Raw genomic sequence first — 19766 nt, 5'->3', positions numbered from 1 at the left:
GCCGCGGAGTCTCATTCTGCGATCTGGCTCGTCGAGCGTTCGTGGATAGCCGCGCCCGTCTCAGCGTCGACGGCCGCCAGGCTGACCTCATAACCCCAAAGCCTGCGGATGTGACGAAGCGTGGCATCGCGGCTGGCATCCTCGAGAAGGATGCCATCATTGACCTTGTGCTGCAGTCTCAAATGCCGGTCGCCGAGCAGATCGACATCCATCACCTGGATGTCCGGTTGGTTCGCGCCGATCTCGTAGCTGTGGGCAAGCGCGGCGCGGATCTTGGCATAGCCGCGTTCGTTGTGGATCGAGGCGACCTGGCAATGCGGTTGTTCGGCAACGTCACCGAGCACAAAGAACCGCCATTTCCGGATCAAGGTCGGACTGAGATACTGGCGGATGAAGGACTCGTCCCGGTGATCCGCCCAGGCATCGAGCAGGACCTCAAGCCAGTTGCCGTGACCGGCGATGTCGGGAAACCATTCCCGGTCTTCCGCCGTCGGCTCGGTCGAGATGCGCTTAATGTCCTGCATCATATCGAGGCCGAGAGCGTAGGGGTTGATGCCGGAAAAGCGCGGATCGTCGTATGCCGGCTGGAAGACCACGTTGGAATGATTCCGCAGGATTTCGAGCATGGCGCCTTCGCTGATCTGGCCGCGATCGAACAGCATGTTCATCAGCGTATAGTGGACGAAAGTGGCGCAGCCCTCGTTCATCACCTGTGTTTGCCGTTGAGGATAAAAATATTGTGCTATGACACGAACGATCCTGATCACCTCACGCTGCCAAGGCTCCAGGACCAGGCTGTTCTTTTCCAGGAAATAAAGCAGGTTTTCCTCGGGCAGGTTGAGCGATTTCTTCCGCTCCGGCTCGTCGGGTCCCTTGTCGTTGGCCGTTCGCTGCGACGGCGGCAGCGTGCGCCACAAATCATTATAGGAGTGTTCTTCGTATTCGAGGCGCTCGCGAAGCCCTTCGCGCTGCCGCTCCGACGACAGTTTCGGCGGCCGGTGATAGCGGAACACGCCCTGCGCCATCAGCGCGTGGGCGGAATCAAGAACAGCCTCGACGGCGGCGAGGCCGTGCCGCTCCTCGCAACGGACAATGTAGCCCTTGGCGAAGTCCAGGTAGCTGAGGATCGCCCCTGCGTCCGTCCACTGCTTGAACAACTGGTTGTTCTTGAAGAAATGGTTGTGCCCGAGCGCAGCATGGGCCGTCACCAGGGCCTGCAGGGCCATGGTGTTTTCCTCCATCAGATAAACGATGCAGGGATTGGAATTGATGACCAGTTCATAGGCAAGCCCTCGCCCGCCTTTGCGATAGAGCAGGTCCTGATGGAGGAAATGTTTGCCGAAAGACCAGTGACGATACATCAGTGGCATGCCGACCGATGAATAGGCGTCGAGCATCTGTTGGGAAGAGATGATCTCCATCTGCACGGGGTAGGTTTCGAGATGAAGCTCTTCGACCGCGATTGCCTCGATCGCGTCATAGGTTCGTGACAATGTCCTGAAATCCCAGTCGGACCCTGAAAAAAGCAGGCTGGATTTACTGCCTTGTCTGGCCATCGGAGCCCTCATGCACTCTTGAGGGAAGCCGGCTGTCTGCCGAAGAGCTGGCGAAAGACCGGGTAGATGTCGGCGGGCGTGGCAATGCGGCTCATCTGGAAGTTCGGCCATCTCAGGTCGATCTCGCTATAGGCACGCCATAGCGATGTCCCGTTTTCGGTCGTGCCGAAGATATGGGCTTCACGCTCGTCGATGATCTCGACATAGGCGAAATACTGGCACAGCCGCATGAGCTTGCCGTTGAGCAATGTTATGCATTGCTCGGAATCGCCAGCGAAATTGTCGCCGTCCGAGGCTTGGGCGGCGTAGATGTTCCATTCGTGGGCGGGGTAACGTTCGTCAATAATTCGGTGCATTTCCTCCAGCGCGGTGGAAACGACGGTGCCGCCGCTTTGCGTGTTGTAGAAAAATGTTTCCTCATCGACCTCCTGGGCCAGGTGCGTGTGGCGGATGAAGACGATCTCGATGCGCTCGTAGCGCCGTTTCAAGAACAGGTGCAGCAGTACGAAGAAGCGCTTGGCCAGATCCTTTTCGCGCTCACCCATCGAGCCGGATACATCCATCAGACAGAACATGACGGCATTGGCGTTCGGCACAGGCCGGGGATCGAAGCGGTTGAAGCGGATGTCGACCGGATCGACATAGGCAATCCGCCTGCGCCGCCGTTCCAGCCGGTCAAGCTCTTCGCGCAACGCCGCAATGCGCTGGCGCGCCGCTGCGCTGGATGGCACCAACTCGAGCGTGGCGATTTCCTGGAGGATCGCGTCCAGCTCCTCCTGCTTGGGACGTCTCAGCGCAATGCGGCGGCCGTGGCTGTTGCGCATCGTGCGCACAACATTGATGTTGGTCGGTGAGCCGGTGGCGGCGAAGCCAGCCCGGCGCGACTTGAAGGCAAGGATCTCCTTGAGGTTGAGCTTGACCATATCTGGGAGTTCGAGATCCTCGAAAAAAAGATCGAGCACCTCTTCACGCGATAGCACGAAACGAAAGTCGTCTTCAGACGCCGTATTCCCCGGGGCTCCCGCGCCGCCGCCCCCGCCGGGCTTGGGGATCAGGTCTCCAGGGGAGAAATGCCTGTTGCCCGGCAGGATGTGCTGGCGCCTGCCGCTGTTGCGAGCGTTGTTGAAGCTCGGCTCGCCCGTGCCTCTTTCGGGCATGGGCACAGCGTGCTCGGCGTCGGCATCGGCGATCCTGCCGGTGCGGATCTGATCGCGTATGCTCCGCTTCAGTTCCTCGCGCGCACGCCTGAGAAAGCGCTGGCGATTGCCGAGGCTCTTGTCTTTCGGGTTCAGGCGACGGTCGATGAAGATCGGCATGGAACCATCCGGGCTCTCTCAACCCGCCCTGTTCACCCGCATGTACCAGTCCACAAGGCGACGCACCTGCCGCTGGGTGTAGCCGCGCTCGACCATCCGTTGCACGAATTCATTATGCCGTTTTTCCGTGACGCTATCCTGCTTGGAGCCGAAGCTGATCACCGGCAGGAGGTCCTCGACCTGGCCGAACATGCGCTTCTCGATGACTTCGCGCAGCTTTTCGTAACTTGTCCACGCCGGGTTGCGGCCGTGGTTTCTTGCACGGGCGCGCAACGTGAACTTCACAACCTCGTTGCGGAAGTCCTTGGGATTGGCGATGCCGGCCGGTTTTTCGACCTGCGACAGCTCATTGTCCAAAACCTCGCGGTTGAGGATCTGGCCAGTGTCGGGATCCTTGTAGTCCTGATCCTCGATCCAGGCATCGGCATAAGCGATGTAGCGATCGAAAAGGTTCTGGCCGTACTCGCTGTACGATTCCAGATAGGCCTTCTGGATTTCGTGGCCGATGAACTCGGCATACCGCGCCGCCAGTTCGGACTTGATGAACTCCAGATAGTCCGCTTCCGTCTCTTTCGGAAACTGTTCGCGCTTGATTGCCTCCTCCAGGATGTACATGAGATGTACAGGGTCGGCGGCCACCTCCTCGGTGTCATAGTTGAAGGTCTGCGACAGGATCTTGAAGGCAAAGCGCGTGCTGACGCCGGCCATGCCCTCGTCGACGCCGGCGGCGTCGCGATATTCCTGAACCGGTTTCGCCTTGGGGTCGATGTCCTTCAGGTTCTCGCCGTCATAGGCACGCATCTTGGTGTAGAGCGGCGAATTGTCGTGCTTGGCCAAGCGGGTCGAGACGGTAAAGCGGCTGAGGATGTCCAGCACCTCGGGGGCACAGGCACTGGTGGCCAATTCGCTCTCCCGCAGCAGCTTTTCGTAGATATGTCTTTCTTCGGTTGTCCGCAGACAATACGGCACCTTGACCACCAGGATGCGATCGAGAAAAGCCTCGTTGTTCTTGTTGTTCTTGAACTGCTGCCATTCCGATTCGTTGGAATGGGCCACGATGATGCCTTGATAGGGGAAGGCGCCGAAATTCTCGGTGCCGTTGTAGCTGCCCTCCTGGGTCGCGGTCAGCAGCGGATGCAGGACCTTGATGGGCGCCTTGAACATTTCGACGAATTCGAGCAGGCCCTGTGTGGTCCGGTTCAGTCCTCCGCTGTAGGAATAGGCGTCCGGATCGGACTGGCTGAAATTTTCCAATTGCCTGATGTCGACCTTGCCGACCAGGGCCGAGACATCCTGATTGTTCTCGTCGCCAGGCTCCGTCTTGGTGATGCCGATCTGGCGCAGCCGCGAAGGCTTCAATTCGACCACGCTGAATTTGGAAATGTCGCCGGACAATTCATCAAGCCGCTTGGCCGCCCAAGGCGAGATAAGCCCGTTGAGACGGCGCCGGGCTATCCCGTATTTGTCTTCCAGCAGGTCGCCCATGCGATCGGGATTGAAAAGGCCGAGCGGCGATTCGAAAACCGGACTGATCTGGTTGCCGGCCTTCAGCGTGTAAATCGGGCGTTCCTCCATCAGTCTCTTCAGCCGTTCGGCCAGAGAGGATTTGCCGCCGCCGACAGGGCCGAGGAGGTAGAGGATCTGCTTGCGCTCCTCGAGCCCCTGGGAGGCATAGCGGAAATATCCGGCGATGCGCTCGATCGTATCCTCCATGCCGTAGAAGTCGGAGAAAGAGGGATAGATCTTGACGGTGCGGTTCGAGAAAATGCGGCCGAGTCGCTCATCCTTGCTGGTGTCGACCAGGTTCGGCTCGCCGATTGCCTCGACCATCCGTTCAGGCGCCGAGGCATACATCGATTTGTCCTCTCGGCAGGCAAGAAGGTACTGCTGGAGGCTGATTTCTTCCTGGGCCGCGTTCGCATAAATCTCCGAAAAAAGATCGAAGACGTCGGACTGATTCTCACGCATGATATTCCGCCCTCAAAGCCGTTCTGGCTGCCGGATGGCTCTCAATCTATTCAACTACCGGGGGTGCATTGTGGTTCCCTTCACATGAAGGAGAGAACGTGCGCCTGGCATCGACCCGGGACAGCACCCCATGTGATTAGAATGCGTATCCAATAACTTAGGGGGTGATGGACAGATGAGGCCGTCAAGGACAAATATTGATTTCGTGAACTGAACCGAGAGCGTGCATTTGATGCGGTGAGAGCTGTCGCCCGATGCGGGTTCGATAGGGCAGTCCGATCGCGTTCGGATCGAGGATCGATCGCCGAACCAGATTTTTGGATATTGCCGATCCTTAACTGGACGCTCGTGGCGTCCGCGGGCACTCTTGGCCAACACGGTCGGGAGACCACGATGATCGATCGACGAAGCCTTATTCTGGCTTCCGTGGCGGCGATGCTGCCGCTGGGAGCATCGGCCGCATGGCGCCAGCGCCAACCAGCGCCAAAAACTTTCGATTACGGGCCGGCCAAACTCGATATCTATGCGCCCGATGGTGCAACCGGCCTGCCGGTCGTGTTTTTCGTCCATGGCGGCACCTGGCAGTTCGGCAAGCGCAGCCAGGTCAACGCCAAGCCGGCCTTCCTGCTGGCCAATGGCTTCTGCTTCGTCTCCATCGATTACCGCATGTTGCCTGAGGCCGATGTCGCCACCCAGGCCGGCGACGTCGAAAAGGCCTATGGCTATATCAGGGCCAACATCGCCCGGCATGGCGGCGACCCCAACCGCATTGTGGGCATGGGCCATTCGGCCGGCTGCCATCTGATTGCACTGACCGGCATGCGCGGCGGGCTGCCCGGCGTCGCTGCCCTGCTTCTCGACGATACAAGGGCCTACGACCTTGCAGCGCTTGCCAGGAATGGCGGCATGGTGCGGGCCTATGCGCGGGTCTTTTCCGACCCCGCGCAATGGGCGGTACTATCGCCCATCAGCTATGTCGACGGTCGCAAGCATCCGCCGACCTTCATCGCCTATTCGCGGGCGCCTGGCCGCGGCGAGACCTCCAAGGCCTTTGCCAAGCGCCTGCGCGCCACCGGCACCAGGGTTACGCTGTTCGACGGCAGCGCCTATACGCACATGTCGATCAATCGCGATTTCGGCGACGACGGCGATGCGCTGACCGCTGCCGCGCTGGCATTCTTGAAATCGACGGTCGGCTGATCGAGGCTCGTGAGTTACCTACTGGATCAGACCAAAAGCACTGGCGGGACATTGCCGTGCGGGCGCCCGCAGGTGCAATTGCTCTATCTGTTTGTTTTGACGCAATTCCGGACGGAAACGGCTTAACACTTTTCCTGGAATTGCTCCTCGATCGTCAACAGGAGAGAATTGCATGAACGGCGCCGATGTCCTGTGTGACGTGCTTCTGGCCAATGATGTGACGGTCTGCTTCGCCAACCCCGGCACCTCAGAAATGCATTTCGTTGCAGCACTTGACCGCAAACCGCAAATGCGTTGCGTGCTCGGCCTGTTCGAGGGTGTGGTGACCGGGGCCGCCGATGGCTATGCGCGGATGATCGATCGCCCGGCCGCGACGCTGCTGCATACCGGTCCCGGCCTGGCCAATGGTCTCGCCAACATGCACAATGCGCGGCGCGCGCTCAGCCCGATGATCAACATCGTCGGCGACCATGCCTCCTACCATTTGCCGCTCGATGCTCCGCTCACAAGCGATATCGAAGGCCTTGCGACACCGATGTCGAACTGGGTTTGCCGCATCGGTGGCTCGGACGATGTCGCGCCGGCGACCGAGGCGGCCTTGCGCGCATCGCTGACGCCACCCGGCGTCGCGACGCTGATCCTCCCGGCGGATGCCGCCTGGGGCGAAGTTGGAGCGGTTTCGGTCAGCAAGGTGAGGCTGGCACCGCTGCCCGCCGTCGACATGGACGCGGTGCGCACGGTCGCCGCGGCGATCCGTGCGGCTCCGGGCCGGGCCGGCATGATCGTACGCGGGAAGGTCGCACGAGCCGATGGGCTTGCCGTCGCCGGACAGATTTCGACGGGCAGCGATGTCCGTCTGTTCAGCGACGTCCTGATCGCCCGGATGCAACGCGGGCGCGGACGTGTCGCGCCGACCCGCATCCCCTATCCGGTCGATGCGGCGACGGCTGTGCTCGGGGATATCGACGTTCTGATCCTGGTCGGCGCGAAGGAACCGGTTGCCTTCTTCGCATACCCGGGAAAGCCCGGGCGGCTTGTCCGTGAGGGGTGCCAGGTGCTGACGCTGGCCGCCCATGGCAACGATCTGCATGCGGCACTGGAGGCGTTGCGCGACGAACTCGGCATAAAGCCGGCGCAACAACAGGTGTTCGCGACCGCCTTTCCCGACGAGGCAACGCCGAACGGCAAGCTGACGGAAGACGCCATCGCATTGTCGGTGGCGCGAAAGCTTCGCGTGGATGCGATCGTCTGCGATGAAGCGGTCACTTCGGCGCGGCGTTTCTTCGCGCTGTCGGCCTTTGCCGCGCCGCACGACTACATGATGGGCACAGGCGGATCGATCGGCGGAGGCATCCCGATGGCGACCGGGGCGGCGATCGCCTGTCCGGAGCGCAAGGTGATCAATCTCGAAGCCGACGGCAGCGGCATGTACACGGTGCAGGGGCTGTGGACCCAGGCCAGAGAGAATCTCGATGTGGTGACGATCGTCTTTTCCAACCGGACCTATGCGATCCTGCATGGCGAGATGAACAATGTCGGTGTCGAGGCGATCGGCGAGAACGCCAGGCGCATGCTGGACCTCGACCATCCGTCGCTCGACTGGGTGTCGCTGGCCAAAGGCATGGGCGTGGAGGCGGCCCGCGCCGATACGTGTGAGCGGTTCGACGCGCTGCTGGACAGCGCCTTGTCACGGCGCGGGCCGTTCCTCATCGAAGCGGTGCTCTGAGCGCGGCTTAACCGACCTACCAGCGGGTCTTCTCGCCGGGAGCCGCCGGTTCGATCGCCAGCGCATGCACACCGGCCTTCAACTCGTCGGCAAGCAGTTCGTTGACGGCGCGGTGGCGGTCGATACGGCTCATGCCAGCAAAGGCGGAAGCGACGACGCGGACGCGAAAATGTGTCTCGCCGGTGCCGTCATAGGTGCCGTGATGGTCGGAGCCGTTGTGGTGATGGCCGGCATGGAGATGGCTTTCGTTGATGATGACCAGCCGCTCCGGCGAAAATGCCTTGTTGAGCTTGTCTTCCATGGTCGTCTGTATGGACATCGCCGTCTCCCTTCACCACATATGGCTGGCACATCAGCCTTGAAACCGAAAATCGGTCTTCGAAAAAGCCGCTGCCGCGCAACAAAATCCGCCATTCGCCTGCTTTATGCCGCGATTCAGCGGTTAGGGCGATCATCGCGAAAATGTCAATTCTTGTTTCGCATCTGCGAACGCCCCATAAATGGGTGAGATGAAGCCGTACCCCAAATATTTCGAGAAGATTCGCGTCCGTCCCGACAAGGACGCGGAGCTGAAGTCGCACGCGCCGATCTGCCAGTGGGACGGCTGCAAGGAGGCGGGCACCCATCGCGCGCCGGTCGGGCGCATGAAGGAGGGCGAGTATTTCCGTTTCTGCTTCGACCATGTGCGCGAGTACAACAAGGGCTTCAACTATTTCTCCGGCGTGCCGGACACCGAGGTCGCGCGCTTCCAGAAGGAAGCGATGACCGGCCATCGGCCGACCTGGAAGATGGGCGCCACCGGCCCCTCGACGCGATCGTCGCCCGATATGGCCCAGATGCGCTCCGGCCGTGCCGGCTACTACAACCGCATGCGCGACCCATTCGACCTGTTCAAAGGGCCGAAGGATCCGCGCGAGGCACGCGAGCGCAAGGCCAAGCCGCTTGAGGCCAAGGCGCTGGAAACGCTTGGCCTTGATACAAAGGCGACTGGCAAGGAGATCAAGGCGCGCTATAAGGAACTGGTGAAACTCCACCATCCGGATGCGAATGGTGGCGACAGAGGTTCGGAAGACCGGTTCCGCGATGTGCTGCAGGCCTATCGCGTGCTCAAACAGGCGGGCCTGTGCTGAGCGACCTTTCGGTCGGGGCATTTTTCCAACTTTCATAAGATTGGAAAAGGCTCTAAGACCGCCCCCGAACAAAATCGATTGCCGGCGAAATCAGGTTTTTCGCCCGTGGAGACGTTGAGAGATATGAACAAGGTCGATCGCGACATCGCCAACCTGCCCGACACGACGGTGTCGGTGAAGGAGAAATTCGGTTTCGAGTCCAAGATGGTGGTGCCGGCCTATTCGGTGACATCAGAGCATGTGCCCGACATCGATCCGGACTATCTGTTCGACAAGAACACGACGATGGCGATCCTGGCAGGCTTTGCCTACAACCGCCGTGTCATGGTGTCGGGCTATCACGGCACCGGCAAATCGACCCATATCGAACAGGTTGCCGCCCGCCTCAATTGGCCCTGCGTGCGCGTCAACCTCGACAGCCATGTCAGCCGTATCGATCTCGTCGGCAAGGATGCGATCGTCGTCAAGGACGGCTTGCAGATCACCGAATTTCGCGACGGCATCCTGCCCTGGGCCTACCAGCACAATGTCGCGCTGTGCTTCGACGAGTATGATGCCGGCCGTCCGGACGTGATGTTCGTCATCCAGCGCGTGCTGGAATCGTCGGGCCGGCTGACGCTGCTCGACCAGAGCCGTGTCATTCGCCCGCATCCGGCCTTCCGACTGTTCTCGACCGCCAACACGGTTGGCCTCGGCGACACCACCGGCCTCTATCACGGCACCCAGCAGATCAACCAGGCCCAGATGGACCGCTGGTCGATCGTCACCACCCTGAACTACCTGCCGCACGACAATGAAGTTGCCATCGTGCTGGCCAAGGCCAAGCACTATCGCGACGCCAAGGGCAAGGAGATCGTCAACAAGATGGTGCGTGTCGCCGACATGACGCGTTCGGCCTTCATCAATGGCGATTTGTCGACCGTGATGAGCCCGCGCACCGTCATCACCTGGGCCGAGAATGCCGAGATCTTCGGCAATATCGGCATGGCGTTCCGGCTGACCTTCCTCAACAAATGCGACGAGCTCGAGCGCTCGCTGGTGGCCGAGTTCTACCAGCGCGCCTTCGGCGAGGATCTGCCCGAGAGCGCCGCCAACGTGGTGCTGGGATAAGCAGAGCCTCGATGGCGGGTCCGGGCGACAACACGCGCAACAAGTCGAAGACGGGGTCTGAAGCCGACAGCTTCAAGCGCGCCGTGACCGTCTGCATGCGCGCCATCGCCGGTGACAAGGAACTCGAGGTCGGTTTCGCCAAGGATAGGCCCGCACTTGCGGGCAGCCGCGCGCGCTTGCCCGAACTGCCGAAGAAGGCATCGAAGACCGACATTGCGATTACCCGCGGGCTTGGCGATTCCATGGCGCTGAAGCGCGCCTGCCACGACGTGCGCATCCACACCAAGCTGGCACCGGAAGGCAAGGCGGCCCGCGCCATCTATGACGCGGTCGAGCAGGCCCGCGTCGAGGCGATCGGCTCCCGCGCCATGCAAGGCGTGGCCGACAATATCGGCTCGATGCTGGAGGACAAATACGCCAAGGCCAACCTCGTCGACGTCAAGGACAAGGCCGACGCGCCGATCGAGGAAGCTCTTGCCCTGATGGTGCGCGAGAAGCTGACCGGCCGGCCGATCCCGAAAAGCGGCGCGCGGCTGGTCGAACTCTGGCGGCCCTGGGTCGAGGAAAAGGCCAAGGCCGACCTCGACGGATTGTCGGCAAGGCTTGGCGACCAGCAGGCCTTCGCCCGTGTCGTGCGCGAGATGCTCGCTTCCATGGAAATGGCTGAGGAACTCGGCGATGACCAGGAGACGGAAGACTCCGAGGACAATGACGACAACCAGCCGCAAGGCGAGGAGCAGAGCGAGGAGGGCGGCGAAGAGGATTCCGGCTCCGAGCAGTCGCAATCCGAAGATGCCGAGGCGTCGGCCGATGACGAGCAGTCGGCAGAGACGGAAGCCTCCGACGCCACAGCCGACGACCTGTCCGACGATGATGATGCGGACGCCGAGACACCCGGCGAGGCGCGCCGCAACGACAATCCCTTCACCAATCTGCCGAAGGAAATCGACTACAAGGTCTTCACCACCGCTTTCGACGAGACGGTCGGCGCCGAGGAGCTTTGCGAAGAAGAAGAACTCGACCGGCTGCGCGCCTTCCTCGACAAGCAGCTTGCCAATCTGTCCGGCGTCGTCGGCCGGCTGGCCAACCGACTGCAGCGCCGGCTGATGGCGCAGCAGAACCGCTCCTGGGATTTCGACCTGGAAGAGGGTTACCTCGACCCGGCACGGCTGGTGCGCGTCGTCATCGATCCGATGCAGCCGCTGTCGTTCAAGCAGGAGCGCGACACCAAATTCCGCGACACGGTGGTGACGCTGGTGCTCGACAATTCGGGCTCGATGCGCGGCCGGCCGATCACGGTCGCCGCCACCTGCGCCGACATATTGGCGCGCACGCTGGAGCGTTGCGGCGTCTCGGTCGAGATCCTCGGCTTCACCACGCGGGCGTGGAAGGGCGGGCAGGCGCGCGAGAAGTGGCTGAAGGACGGCAAGCCGCCGAATCCCGGCCGGCTCAACGATCTGCGCCACATCATCTACAAATCGGCCGACCATCCGTGGCGGCGGGCACGGCGCAATCTCGGGCTGATGATGCGCGAGGGCCTGCTCAAGGAAAACATCGACGGCGAGGCGCTGTTGTGGGCGCACAACCGTCTGATCGCCCGGCCGGAACAGCGCAAGATCCTGATGATGATCTCGGACGGTGCGCCGGTCGACGATTCGACGCTGTCGGTCAATCCCGGCAATTATCTCGAGCGCCATCTGCGCGCGGTCATCGAGCTGATCGAGACGCGCTCGCCGGTGGAGCTGCTGGCCATCGGCATCGGCCATGACGTCACGCGCTACTACCGCCGTGCCGTCACCATCGTCGATGCCGAGGAACTGGCCGGCGCTATGACCGAGCAGCTGGCTTCGCTGTTCGCCGAGGAGAGCGCCAAGGATACACGGCGCGGCGCGATGCGGCGCGCCGGATGATCTTTTCGCGCCGCGGCTTTCAGCAGACGCTTTTCGCCGCCATCGCCCTGTTCGCCGGCGCGGCTTCAGCTGCAGCTGGTTCGGCTGATTCCACCTCGGTCGAACCGATCGAAGTCTCGGCTCGCCCGATTGCCGAATTCCAGATTGGCCATGTCGACAAGCAGTTCGGTACGCTCGAATTCGTCGGCGGGCTGGAGATGACCTCGCCGACGCGCGATTTCGGCGCGCTGTCGGCGTTCCGGTTCCTGAAAGCCGGCGGCGACTTCATCGGCGTTGCCGATACCGGGTTCTGGTTCTTCGGCACCGTGGTTCGCGACGCCGACAAGCGGCCGTCCGGCATCCAGAATTTTCGCATGCAGCAGATGGTCGATGAGACCGGTCGGCCGATCGACAAGAAATGGGAGGTCGATGCGGAAGGCCTCGCGGTCAAGGACGGCGTTGCCACCGTCGGCTTCGAGCGCAACCACCGCGTCGCCCAGTTCAGGATCGACCCCAACGGCATGAAGGCGCCGTTCAGCCAGCTGGATTTCGTGGTTCCGACCCAGGAATTGCGCCAGAATCGCGGCTTCGAGACCGTCACCCATGCCAATGCCAACGGCCAGCATGAGGGCGGGCTGGTCGTGGTCTCCGAGAAGAGCCTCGACAAGGCCGGCAACATCTATGCCGCCATCATCGAAGGGCCGCACAAGGGCGTCTTCACCGTCAAGCGCAACGGCGATTTCGACATCACCGACGGCGCCTTCCTGCCGGATGGCGACCTGCTGCTTCTGGAGCGCAGTTTTTCGATGGCCAGAGGCGTCAAGATGCGGCTGCGGCGCATCTATGGCGAGAGCGTCGAGAAGGGCGCCGTCGCCGACGGGCCGGTGCTGCTGGAGGCCGACATGGGTTTTCAGATCGACAACATGGAAGGGCTCGACGTCTGGACCCGCGACGACGGTGCGCTGATGGTGTCGCTGATTTCCGACGACAACCACTCGATGCTGCAGCGTAACCTCTATCTGGAATTTATTCTGCACCAGGATTGAGCGCGCACCGTTCTGCGATCAATAGAGCTATGACGGCGTCCGGTCAGGTTCGTGAGCCATTGGTGGCTATCCAGATAACATGGCGCGCGCCCCGCTTGCCGTTGGCACGTGTATTGACCTCCTCGACCGCGAAGCCGGCCTGCTTCAGCCGCCGCGTGAAGCCGCTGTCGGGGCCTTGCGACCACACCGTCAGCACGCCGCCCGGCTTGAGGGCGCTGCGCGCGGCACTGAGGCCCTGCAGGCTGTAAAGCGCATCGTTGGATTTGTGGACGATGCCTTCCGGGCCGTTGTCGACATCCAGCAGGATCGCGTCCCAGGCTGCGGGCTCAGACCGTATCAGCTGCCCGACATCCGTCTCCCGGATGCTGACGCGCGGATCGTCGAGACAGCTGCCAAAGATCTCCGCCATCGGGACGCGTGCCCAGGCGACGACCGCCGGCACCAACTCCGCGACGACGATGCTGGCATCATCGCCAAGTTCAGCGAGTGCGGCGCGCAGCGTAAAGCCCATGCCGAGCCCGCCGATCAGGATCCTTGGCCGCCGATGGCCGGCGACGCGCGCGCAGGACAGTTTTGCCAGTGCTTGCTCGGAGCCGCTGAGGCGGCTGTTCATCAGCTCGTTGCTGCCGAGCATGATCGAGAATTCTGACCCGCGCCGCTTGAGGCGAAGCTCTTGTGCGCCGTCGGGTGTCCTAGCAGAGTCTAGCTGGACCCACGGGATCATGATCTTTGTCCGACCATGATCTTTTCCGAAAACCGGGTCCCACTTTTCGGGATCATGATTTAAGCCGTGACTGCCGGTTGACTCCAGCGGGTGGCGAGCAGCCGGTAGGGGATGAGCGCGACGACGGCGATGATCAGCTTCACCGAGAGATCGCCAAGCGCCCAGGAAATCCAGCGCATGGCATCGACATGGAAGACGCCCATCAAAGGTGCGGTTTCAAGCGCAAAGCTGTCGTTCGGACCGGCGAAGGCAAACGCGGCCGAGAACGCGACAGTGAAGAAGACGGCGGTATCGAACACGGATCCGACCAGCGTGCCGACGATTGGCGCGCGCCACCAGCTCTGCCGGCGCAGCCGGTTGAAGACGGTCACGTCGAGCAATTGCGCGGCAAGGAACGCAGCGCCGGACGCCGCCGCGATCCGCACCAGCCGGTCGGCGGCGGTCTCGAACTCGATCAGGCCGTGACGGAACAGGAAGGGCGGGACGAGGATCGAGCAGACCACTGCCGTCATGAAGCCGACAAAGACGATCCTGCGCGCCACGGTTGGCCCATAGCGGCGATTGGCGAGGTCGGTGACCAGGAAGGAGAAGGGATAGGTGAAGGCACCCCAGGTCAAAAGGTCAGCCAGCGACAGGCCGCCGATCTGGCCCTGCATCGGGAATTGCACGAGAATGTTCGACGCCACGACGACAAGCGCCATGGCGGCCACGAATGGCAGGTATCGCGAGAAGGAAGGCATTTTTTTATCCTGGGTAATGGAACCAGCGGAGCATCATGCCCATCCGGGCGATGCTCGCTCGTATTTGAGCATCGGATTGCCGAACCTTGCGGGTTCGATCCGATGCCGAAGGCCAACAAGAGGTTGGCCAGGGCGGTCGTCCCCCGCCTTAAAACGATGTCAGGCGGCGACCTGCTCGGCGATCTTCTTGGCGATCTGCTTCTTCAACAGACGGGCGCGCTGCGACAATTCCTTGACGTCGGCCTTGGCCAAGAAGGCGTCGAGACCGCCACGATGTTCGACCGAACGCAGCGCGTTGGCCGAAATGCGCAAGCGCACATTCTGGTTCAGCGCTTCCGAAATCAGCGTCACGTTGACGAGATTCGGCAGAAAGCGACGCTTGGTCTTGTTGTTGGCGTGGCTCACATTGTTGCCGGACATGACTGCCTTGGCAGTGAGTTCGCAGGTGCGGGACATGGTTCTAACCTTCAGTTCTCGGGGTCTGCCAAACCTTTGTGCCCACGCCGGGTGGCGCGCGGTTCTGGTCAGGCGGCCTTATGGAAAAAGTTGGCGTTCCATAGTTGCATTTCGCCGGGGCGTCAAGCTCCGGCTTCCCCACGGACGCGCCCGGCATTTCATATTAAGGCCGGAATTCATCCTATAAGCGGTCTGATAGGGACATGCCAGACCGGAGTTGCCCGCCTCCGGCCGAAAATCAAGGACCCGATCCCGCCATGCTTCGTTCGTCTCATGCCCTTGCTGCCCTGCTTGCCATTGCCTTGCCGTCCGCCGCTTCTGCTGCCTCGCCGCAGTCGTTCAAGGGTGAGTACACGGTGTCGTTCCTTGGCCTTTCGATAGCGAAATCAACGTTTTCCAGCCGCTATGAGAACGGCGCCTACGCGATCGATGGCAGCGTCAGCGCGGCAGGGCTGGCCAAATTGTTCGACGACACGCGTGGCACGATTTCGTCCAAAGGCGCGATTGCGGGCAAGAAGATGGTGCCGCAGGCGTTCCGTGCCGACTACACCTCCGGCAAGAAGGCATCGGTGGTCGATATCCGCTTTGCCAATGGTGCGGTCACCTCGACGCAGGTCACCCCGGCGCCAGGCAAGCGCGACCCCAAGAGCTGGGTGCCGATCAGTGCCGGCGATCTGGCGTCGGTGCTCGATCCGATGGCCGCCACCGTCATCCATGCCGACAGTCTCGATCAGGTCTGCGGCCGCACGGTAAAGTTCTATGATGGCGAGATGCGCGCCGATCTCACACTGACTTACGCTTCGAAGGGCGCGATCTCGGTGCCGGGCTACAAGGGCGACACCATCACCTGCCGGATGGGCTTCGAGCCGGTGGCGGGTTACCGCAAGGGCCGCAAGGCGCTCAACTATCTCAAGAACCGCAGCCGCATGATGGTGACGTTTGCACCGCTCGGCCAAACCGGCATATATGCGCCGATCCACGCCACGGTGGGCACGCAGATCGGCACCTTGACCATCAGCGCCGGGCGTTTCGAAGCGGTACAATAGGCCAGGCGCCATACGCGCGCCACTGGAGACGGAATGGGGCGCGCAACACTGATCGGCTTTTCGGCGGTTGCCATGTGGGCGCTGCTGGCGCTACTCACCGATGCGTCCGGCCAGGTGCCGCCGTTCCTTTTGTCGGCGATCACCTTCTCGATCGGCACCGGCGTCGGGCTCGTCGCGCGACTGTTCATGCCGGCACCCGAAAAGGGCCAGAAAATCCCTCGCCAAGTCTGGCTGATCGGCATTGCCGGCCTGTTCGGCTACCACTTCTTCTACTTCACCGCGCTGCGCAATGCGCCGGCGGTGGAGGCGAGCCTGATCGCCTATCTGTGGCCGCTGCTGATCGTGCTTGGCTCGGCGCTGATGCCGGGCGAGCGCCTGGCCTGGAACCATGTCGTCGGCGCGCTGCTCGGCCTTGCAGGTACCGTGCTGATCGTCACCAAGGGTGGCGGGCTGGCGTTCGATGCCCGTTACACCTTCGGCTATGCCATGGCCGCCGTCTGCGCCGTGCTGTGGTCGTCCTATTCGCTGTTGTCGCGGCGCTTTCCGTCGGTGCCGACCAGCATCGTCACCTGGTTCTGCGCGGCGACCGCGGTGCTGTCGCTCGCCTGCCACTTGGCGCTGGAACAAACCGTGCTGCCTGACGGCGCCGGGCAATGGCTGGCCGTGCTCGGCCTTGGCCTGATGCCGGTCGGGGCGGCCTTCTACGCCTGGGACATCGGCGTCAAGCGCGGCAACATCCAGGTGCTGGGCGCCGCAAGCTACGCCGCACCGCTGTTGTCGACGCTGGTGCTGATCGCGGCCGGTGTCGCCGAGCCGTCGCTGCGCATCCTCGCTGCCTGCGTGCTCATCACTGGCGGCGCGGCTCTGGCGGCAAAGTCACTGTTCCTGCGCAAGCCGGCAGCGACCGAAAGCGGAGCCCGGGCATCCGAAGGCGGAGCCCGGGCATGACGATGCCGTTTGCCGGCGGCATCGACGCCAATGCCAATGCGACGCTGATCTTTTCGCTGGTGGCGGCGGTGATCTACGCGTTCACGCTTGGCATGCCGCCGACGCTCGCCCGCTCGGCGGCAAAGACGCTTGCCGTGGCGATGCTTGCCATGCTGGCGGTGCTGCAAAGCGGCCCGCTGCTGCTGGTCGCCGCGCTCGCGCTCAGCGCCGTTGGCGATGCCTTTCTGTCGCGCGACGGCGAAAAAGCGTTTCTCGGCGGGCTCGCCAGTTTTCTCCTCGCGCACGTCGTCTATATCGTGCTGTTCCTGCGCACTGGCAGCGGCTTGGAATTGCTGGGCGCCGAATCATGGCGCGGGGCAATCGCGCTGGCCATGGCGGTGTTTGCGGTCGTAATGCTGGCGGCGCTCTGGCGCCGCGTCGGCCCCGGCCTGCGTGTCCCGATCGCCGTCTATGTCGCTGCGATCCTGGCGATGGGCGTTTCGGCGCTGACGACAAGCAGCGCCTGGATTATCGGCGGCGCCGTGCTGTTCATGGCATCGGACGGGTTGCTCGCCACGGAGAAATTCCTGGTGGCCGCCATTTCGCCGCACCGCGCCTGGATGCGCTTTGCCGTCTGGGTACTGTACTATGCCGCCCAGTTCGCGATCACGCTTGGATTCTTGCTAAGTTAGGATTGTCCAGGCTGCCAGCCCGGCTCGGCCAGCTCAAAGGCGGGGAACTCAAAGCCCGGCGCGACGGTACAGCCGACCAGCGTCCATTCACCCAGGCTGCGCGCCGATTGCCACCAGCCTGCCGGGACGACGATCTGCGGCCGCTCACCGGCTGCGAGATCGATGCCGAGCACCTGCTCTATAACGGCGCTGCCTTCTTCCCACACCGATAGCGCCAGCGGGGCGCCGGCATGGAAATGCCAGACCTCGGCGGCGTCCTTGACCCGGTGCCAGGCCGAAACCCGATGCTGTTCCAGCAGGAAATAGATCGCGGTCGAATGGCCGCGCGCACCGCCGGCGTCATCGCGAAAGGTCTCCGCGTACCAGCCGCCTTCCGGATGCGGCTTCAGGCCGAGCGTCGCGATGATTTCGGCGGAGCTGGTCATGGCCCGAATGCTCTAGAAATTGTCCTTGCGCTTGCGGATTTCGGCAAAGACCTCGGCGTCCGAGGCTTTCTCCAGCCCAAGATGCTTGCGGATCGCCGGATCGTGCCAGCGCAGGAATGGATTGGTCGACAGTTCCTCGCCGATCGTCGTCGGCAGCGTCGGCCTGTCGGCGGTGCGCAGTGCCTCGATTTTGGCGGCGCGTTCCTTCAGCGCCGAATTGGTCGGGTCGACGGTCAGCGCGAAACGAGCGTTAGAGAGCGTGTATTCGTGGCCGCAATAGACGACCGTTTCAGCCGGAAGCGCCGCCAGCTTCTTCAGTGAATCATACATCACCGGCGGCTTGCATTCGAACAGGCGCCCACACCCCAGCGCAAACAGCGTGTCGGCGGTGAACGCCACTTTCGATCCAGGAAAATAGTAGGAGACGTGGCCGGCTGTGTGGCCGGGCGTTGCGATCACCTCGATCTTTTCATCGCCAAGATGGAGAACCGAGCCGTCTTCGACGGTTTCGTCGATGCCAGGAATCTTGGCTTTTTCCGCTTCCGGGCCGACGATGCGCAGCTTGAAGCGCTGCTTCAGCGCCAAATTGGCCTCGACATGGTCGCCATGATGATGCGTGGTCAGGATCATCGTCGGCGTCCAGCCGGTGCGCTTGAGCGCGGCCAGGATCGGCGCTTCCTCGGGTGCGTCGATGATCGCGGTCTGGCCGCTTTTGGGGTCATGCACCAGCACGCCAAAATTGTCGGTGCGGCACATGAACTGTTCGATTTCGACCGGCATCGCATCTCTCCATTATCGCCGCAGACATAGGGCGCTGGCGTTCGGATGTCATCCCGGATGTTAAGCAACATCCAGGGATGTTGGACAACAACCCGGAATGTCGAATGTCATTCCCGGAATGTCGGGCTCAGCAAGGCCTTTTGTTGAAACCCGACGATATCACGGCTACATCCCTGCCATGCACTCCGACATCGTCGATCTTCGCTCCTTTTATTCGACAACGCTCGGCCGGTTCGCCGAGCATTCGATCACCATGGCGTTGTCATCGATATGGGCGGCCGTGCCCAACGAACGGCTGGTCGGCCTCGGCTACACCTTGCCTTGGCTGGAGCGCTTCGGCGCCGATGCCGAGCGGGTCTTCGCCTTCATGCCGGCAACGCAGGGCGCGGTGGTGTGGCCGGCGACGGGACCCACGGCGACGGCATTGGTCTTCGACGAGGAATTGCCGCTGGTCGATTCCTGCATCGACCGCATGCTGCTCGTCCATTCGCTCGAACATGTCGAGAACCCGCGTGAGACGCTGAACGAAATCTGGCGTGTGCTGTCGCCGGCAGGCCGGGTGGTCATCGTCGTGCCCAACCGGCGCGGCGTCTGGGCGCGCTTCGAGCACACGCCGTTCGGCAATGGCCGGCCTTTTTCGCGTGGACAGCTCACTGAATTGCTGCGCGAGGCGAATTTCACGCCCGCCTCCTGGTCCGATGCGCTGTTCTTCCCGCCATCGCGGCGGCGCTTCATGATGCAGTTCCATAATGTGCTTGAACGCGCCGGCCGGCGGCTGTGGCCGATCTTTTCCGGGGTCATCGTCGTCGAGGCGCAGAAGCGGCTCTATCAAGGCGTGCCGGTCGTCCAGCGCGCCTCGCGCCGTGTCTTCGTGCCGGTGCTGTCGCCGCATGGCGCCACCCGGCTTGGCCGTCGCAATGAGGCCGGGGACATCAAGCCATCGGTTGCACGGGTGACGACTTCGTGATCACGGCAAGAGTGCCCGGCGTCGTTTCCCCGCCTATCTGTCGCAAGTGGACTGACGGCCCATTTGGC

Annotated in this window: 19 protein-coding genes; 10 read left to right on the top strand and 9 right to left on the bottom strand. The window is 62.3% G+C overall.

Annotated features, from left to right (window positions below; all coding sequences use genetic code 11):
* Positions 1–11: 11 nt before the first annotated feature.
* Genes NKI38_RS16290 through NKI38_RS16280 form a run of 3 tightly spaced genes read right to left on the bottom strand, consistent with a single transcriptional unit; the run spans position 12 to position 4840 of the window.
* The gene (locus NKI38_RS16290; RefSeq protein ID WP_352659199.1) at positions 12–1556 is read right to left on the bottom strand and encodes a SpoVR family protein; all 1545 of its coding nucleotides are present in this window, start codon (positions 1554–1556) and stop codon (positions 12–14) included.
* Positions 1557–1564: 8 nt separating this feature from the next.
* Positions 1565–2872: a YeaH/YhbH family protein gene (locus NKI38_RS16285; RefSeq protein ID WP_352635097.1), complete on the bottom strand. Its 1308-nt coding sequence runs from the start codon at positions 2870–2872 to the stop codon at positions 1565–1567.
* 18 nt (positions 2873–2890) lie between these two features.
* Positions 2891–4840, bottom strand: a complete 1950-nt coding sequence (locus NKI38_RS16280; protein ID WP_352659197.1) for a PrkA family serine protein kinase — start codon at positions 4838–4840, stop codon at positions 2891–2893.
* A gap of 393 nt (positions 4841–5233) precedes the next feature.
* Between NKI38_RS16280 and NKI38_RS16275 the strand changes: the two genes are divergently transcribed.
* A complete protein-coding gene (locus NKI38_RS16275) occupies positions 5234–6040 on the top strand; it encodes an alpha/beta hydrolase (protein WP_352659195.1) in 807 nt (268 codons plus the stop codon).
* A 172-nt stretch (positions 6041–6212) separates the two neighbouring features.
* Positions 6213–7766 (top strand): acetolactate synthase large subunit, encoded by a 1554-nt coding sequence (locus tag NKI38_RS16270; protein ID WP_352659193.1) that lies wholly within the window; start codon positions 6213–6215, stop codon positions 7764–7766.
* A gap of 16 nt (positions 7767–7782) precedes the next feature.
* On the opposite strand, the gene NKI38_RS16265 is transcribed toward NKI38_RS16270, so the two are convergent.
* On the bottom strand, positions 7783–8085 hold the full coding sequence (locus NKI38_RS16265; protein ID WP_352659191.1) for a BolA family protein: 303 nt from the start codon (positions 8083–8085) through the stop codon (positions 7783–7785).
* A gap of 181 nt (positions 8086–8266) precedes the next feature.
* Here NKI38_RS16265 and NKI38_RS16260 point away from each other — a divergent pair, with 181 nt between their 5' ends.
* The 4 genes from NKI38_RS16260 to NKI38_RS16245 all read left to right on the top strand — a co-directional run bounded on the left by NKI38_RS16260 (position 8267) and on the right by NKI38_RS16245 (position 12941).
* Positions 8267–8896, top strand: coding sequence for a J domain-containing protein (locus NKI38_RS16260; protein WP_352659189.1), 630 nt, complete (start codon positions 8267–8269; stop codon positions 8894–8896).
* 123 nt (positions 8897–9019) lie between these two features.
* Positions 9020–10006 carry a cobaltochelatase subunit CobS gene (cobS, locus tag NKI38_RS16255; RefSeq protein ID WP_352659187.1) on the top strand — a complete coding sequence of 329 codons (987 nt, stop codon included), beginning with the start codon at positions 9020–9022 and terminating at the stop codon, positions 10004–10006.
* Between the two features lie 11 nt (positions 10007–10017).
* Positions 10018–11916: a cobaltochelatase subunit CobT gene (gene cobT, locus NKI38_RS16250; RefSeq protein WP_352659185.1), complete on the top strand. Its 1899-nt coding sequence runs from the start codon at positions 10018–10020 to the stop codon at positions 11914–11916.
* Positions 11913–12941, top strand: coding sequence for an esterase-like activity of phytase family protein (locus NKI38_RS16245; RefSeq protein WP_352659183.1), 1029 nt, complete (start codon positions 11913–11915; stop codon positions 12939–12941). Before cobT ends, NKI38_RS16245 begins: the two co-directional genes overlap by 4 nt.
* A 43-nt stretch (positions 12942–12984) precedes the next feature.
* Here NKI38_RS16245 and NKI38_RS16240 read toward each other — a convergent pair whose 3' ends face one another.
* From NKI38_RS16240 to rpmB, 3 genes are all read right to left on the bottom strand, one after another.
* Positions 12985–13665, bottom strand: coding sequence for a spermidine synthase (locus NKI38_RS16240; RefSeq protein ID WP_352659181.1), 681 nt, complete (start codon positions 13663–13665; stop codon positions 12985–12987).
* A gap of 59 nt (positions 13666–13724) precedes the next feature.
* Positions 13725–14405 (bottom strand): queuosine precursor transporter, encoded by a 681-nt coding sequence (locus tag NKI38_RS16235; RefSeq protein ID WP_352659179.1) that lies wholly within the window; start codon positions 14403–14405, stop codon positions 13725–13727.
* A gap of 159 nt (positions 14406–14564) precedes the next feature.
* Positions 14565–14861, bottom strand: a complete 297-nt coding sequence (gene rpmB / locus NKI38_RS16230) for a 50S ribosomal protein L28 (RefSeq protein ID WP_023757258.1) — start codon at positions 14859–14861, stop codon at positions 14565–14567.
* A gap of 257 nt (positions 14862–15118) precedes the next feature.
* Here rpmB and NKI38_RS16225 point away from each other — a divergent pair, with 257 nt between their 5' ends.
* The 3 genes from NKI38_RS16225 to NKI38_RS16215 are packed head-to-tail and all read left to right on the top strand — an operon-like array spanning position 15119 to position 17526.
* Positions 15119–15907: a DUF3108 domain-containing protein gene (locus NKI38_RS16225; RefSeq protein WP_352659178.1), complete on the top strand. Its 789-nt coding sequence runs from the start codon at positions 15119–15121 to the stop codon at positions 15905–15907.
* Positions 15908–15940: 33 nt separating this feature from the next.
* The gene (yddG, locus tag NKI38_RS16220; RefSeq protein ID WP_352659177.1) at positions 15941–16855 is read left to right on the top strand and encodes an aromatic amino acid exporter YddG; all 915 of its coding nucleotides are present in this window, start codon (positions 15941–15943) and stop codon (positions 16853–16855) included.
* Positions 16852–17526, top strand: coding sequence for a lysoplasmalogenase (locus tag NKI38_RS16215; protein ID WP_352659175.1), 675 nt, complete (start codon positions 16852–16854; stop codon positions 17524–17526). The genes yddG and NKI38_RS16215 overlap by 4 nt, the downstream gene beginning before the upstream one ends.
* Here the strand turns inward: NKI38_RS16215 and NKI38_RS16210 are convergent.
* Both NKI38_RS16210 and gloB read right to left on the bottom strand, forming a co-directional pair.
* Positions 17523–17951, bottom strand: coding sequence for a cupin domain-containing protein (locus NKI38_RS16210; RefSeq protein ID WP_352659173.1), 429 nt, complete (start codon positions 17949–17951; stop codon positions 17523–17525). The genes NKI38_RS16215 and NKI38_RS16210 overlap by 4 nt on opposite strands.
* Before the next feature lie 12 nt (positions 17952–17963).
* Positions 17964–18731 (bottom strand): hydroxyacylglutathione hydrolase, encoded by a 768-nt coding sequence (gloB, locus tag NKI38_RS16205; RefSeq protein WP_352659171.1) that lies wholly within the window; start codon positions 18729–18731, stop codon positions 17964–17966.
* A gap of 178 nt (positions 18732–18909) precedes the next feature.
* Here gloB and NKI38_RS16200 point away from each other — a divergent pair, with 178 nt between their 5' ends.
* Positions 18910–19698 carry a class I SAM-dependent methyltransferase gene (locus NKI38_RS16200; RefSeq protein WP_352659169.1) on the top strand — a complete coding sequence of 263 codons (789 nt, stop codon included), beginning with the start codon at positions 18910–18912 and terminating at the stop codon, positions 19696–19698.
* The last annotated feature ends 68 nt before the right edge of the window (positions 19699–19766 follow it).

This window comes from Mesorhizobium sp. M0621 (assembly GCF_040320745.1).
Taxonomy (GTDB): domain Bacteria; phylum Pseudomonadota; class Alphaproteobacteria; order Rhizobiales; family Rhizobiaceae; genus Mesorhizobium.
Note: the sequence above shows the minus strand (reverse complement) of the source record. Positions and strands in the feature narration are given on the sequence as shown.

Coding starts and splice junctions, on each gene's coding strand:
- NKI38_RS16290 (WP_352659199.1), bottom strand. CDS start 1,556: ATGGCCAGACAAGGCAGTAAATCCAGCCTGCTTTTTTCAGGGTCCGAC.
- NKI38_RS16285 (WP_352635097.1), bottom strand. CDS start 2,872: ATGCCGATCTTCATCGACCGTCGCCTGAACCCGAAAGACAAGAGCCTC.
- NKI38_RS16280 (WP_352659197.1), bottom strand. CDS start 4,840: ATGCGTGAGAATCAGTCCGACGTCTTCGATCTTTTTTCGGAGATTTAT.
- NKI38_RS16275 (WP_352659195.1), top strand. CDS start 5,234: ATGATCGATCGACGAAGCCTTATTCTGGCTTCCGTGGCGGCGATGCTG.
- NKI38_RS16270 (WP_352659193.1), top strand. CDS start 6,213: ATGAACGGCGCCGATGTCCTGTGTGACGTGCTTCTGGCCAATGATGTG.
- NKI38_RS16265 (WP_352659191.1), bottom strand. CDS start 8,085: ATGTCCATACAGACGACCATGGAAGACAAGCTCAACAAGGCATTTTCG.
- NKI38_RS16260 (WP_352659189.1), top strand. CDS start 8,267: ATGGGTGAGATGAAGCCGTACCCCAAATATTTCGAGAAGATTCGCGTC.
- cobS (WP_352659187.1), top strand. CDS start 9,020: ATGAACAAGGTCGATCGCGACATCGCCAACCTGCCCGACACGACGGTG.
- cobT (WP_352659185.1), top strand. CDS start 10,018: ATGGCGGGTCCGGGCGACAACACGCGCAACAAGTCGAAGACGGGGTCT.
- NKI38_RS16245 (WP_352659183.1), top strand. CDS start 11,913: ATGATCTTTTCGCGCCGCGGCTTTCAGCAGACGCTTTTCGCCGCCATC.
- NKI38_RS16240 (WP_352659181.1), bottom strand. CDS start 13,665: ATGATCCCGTGGGTCCAGCTAGACTCTGCTAGGACACCCGACGGCGCA.
- NKI38_RS16235 (WP_352659179.1), bottom strand. CDS start 14,405: ATGCCTTCCTTCTCGCGATACCTGCCATTCGTGGCCGCCATGGCGCTT.
- rpmB (WP_023757258.1), bottom strand. CDS start 14,861: ATGTCCCGCACCTGCGAACTCACTGCCAAGGCAGTCATGTCCGGCAAC.
- NKI38_RS16225 (WP_352659178.1), top strand. CDS start 15,119: ATGCTTCGTTCGTCTCATGCCCTTGCTGCCCTGCTTGCCATTGCCTTG.
- yddG (WP_352659177.1), top strand. CDS start 15,941: ATGGGGCGCGCAACACTGATCGGCTTTTCGGCGGTTGCCATGTGGGCG.
- NKI38_RS16215 (WP_352659175.1), top strand. CDS start 16,852: ATGACGATGCCGTTTGCCGGCGGCATCGACGCCAATGCCAATGCGACG.
- NKI38_RS16210 (WP_352659173.1), bottom strand. CDS start 17,951: ATGACCAGCTCCGCCGAAATCATCGCGACGCTCGGCCTGAAGCCGCAT.
- gloB (WP_352659171.1), bottom strand. CDS start 18,731: ATGCCGGTCGAAATCGAACAGTTCATGTGCCGCACCGACAATTTTGGC.
- NKI38_RS16200 (WP_352659169.1), top strand. CDS start 18,910: ATGCACTCCGACATCGTCGATCTTCGCTCCTTTTATTCGACAACGCTC.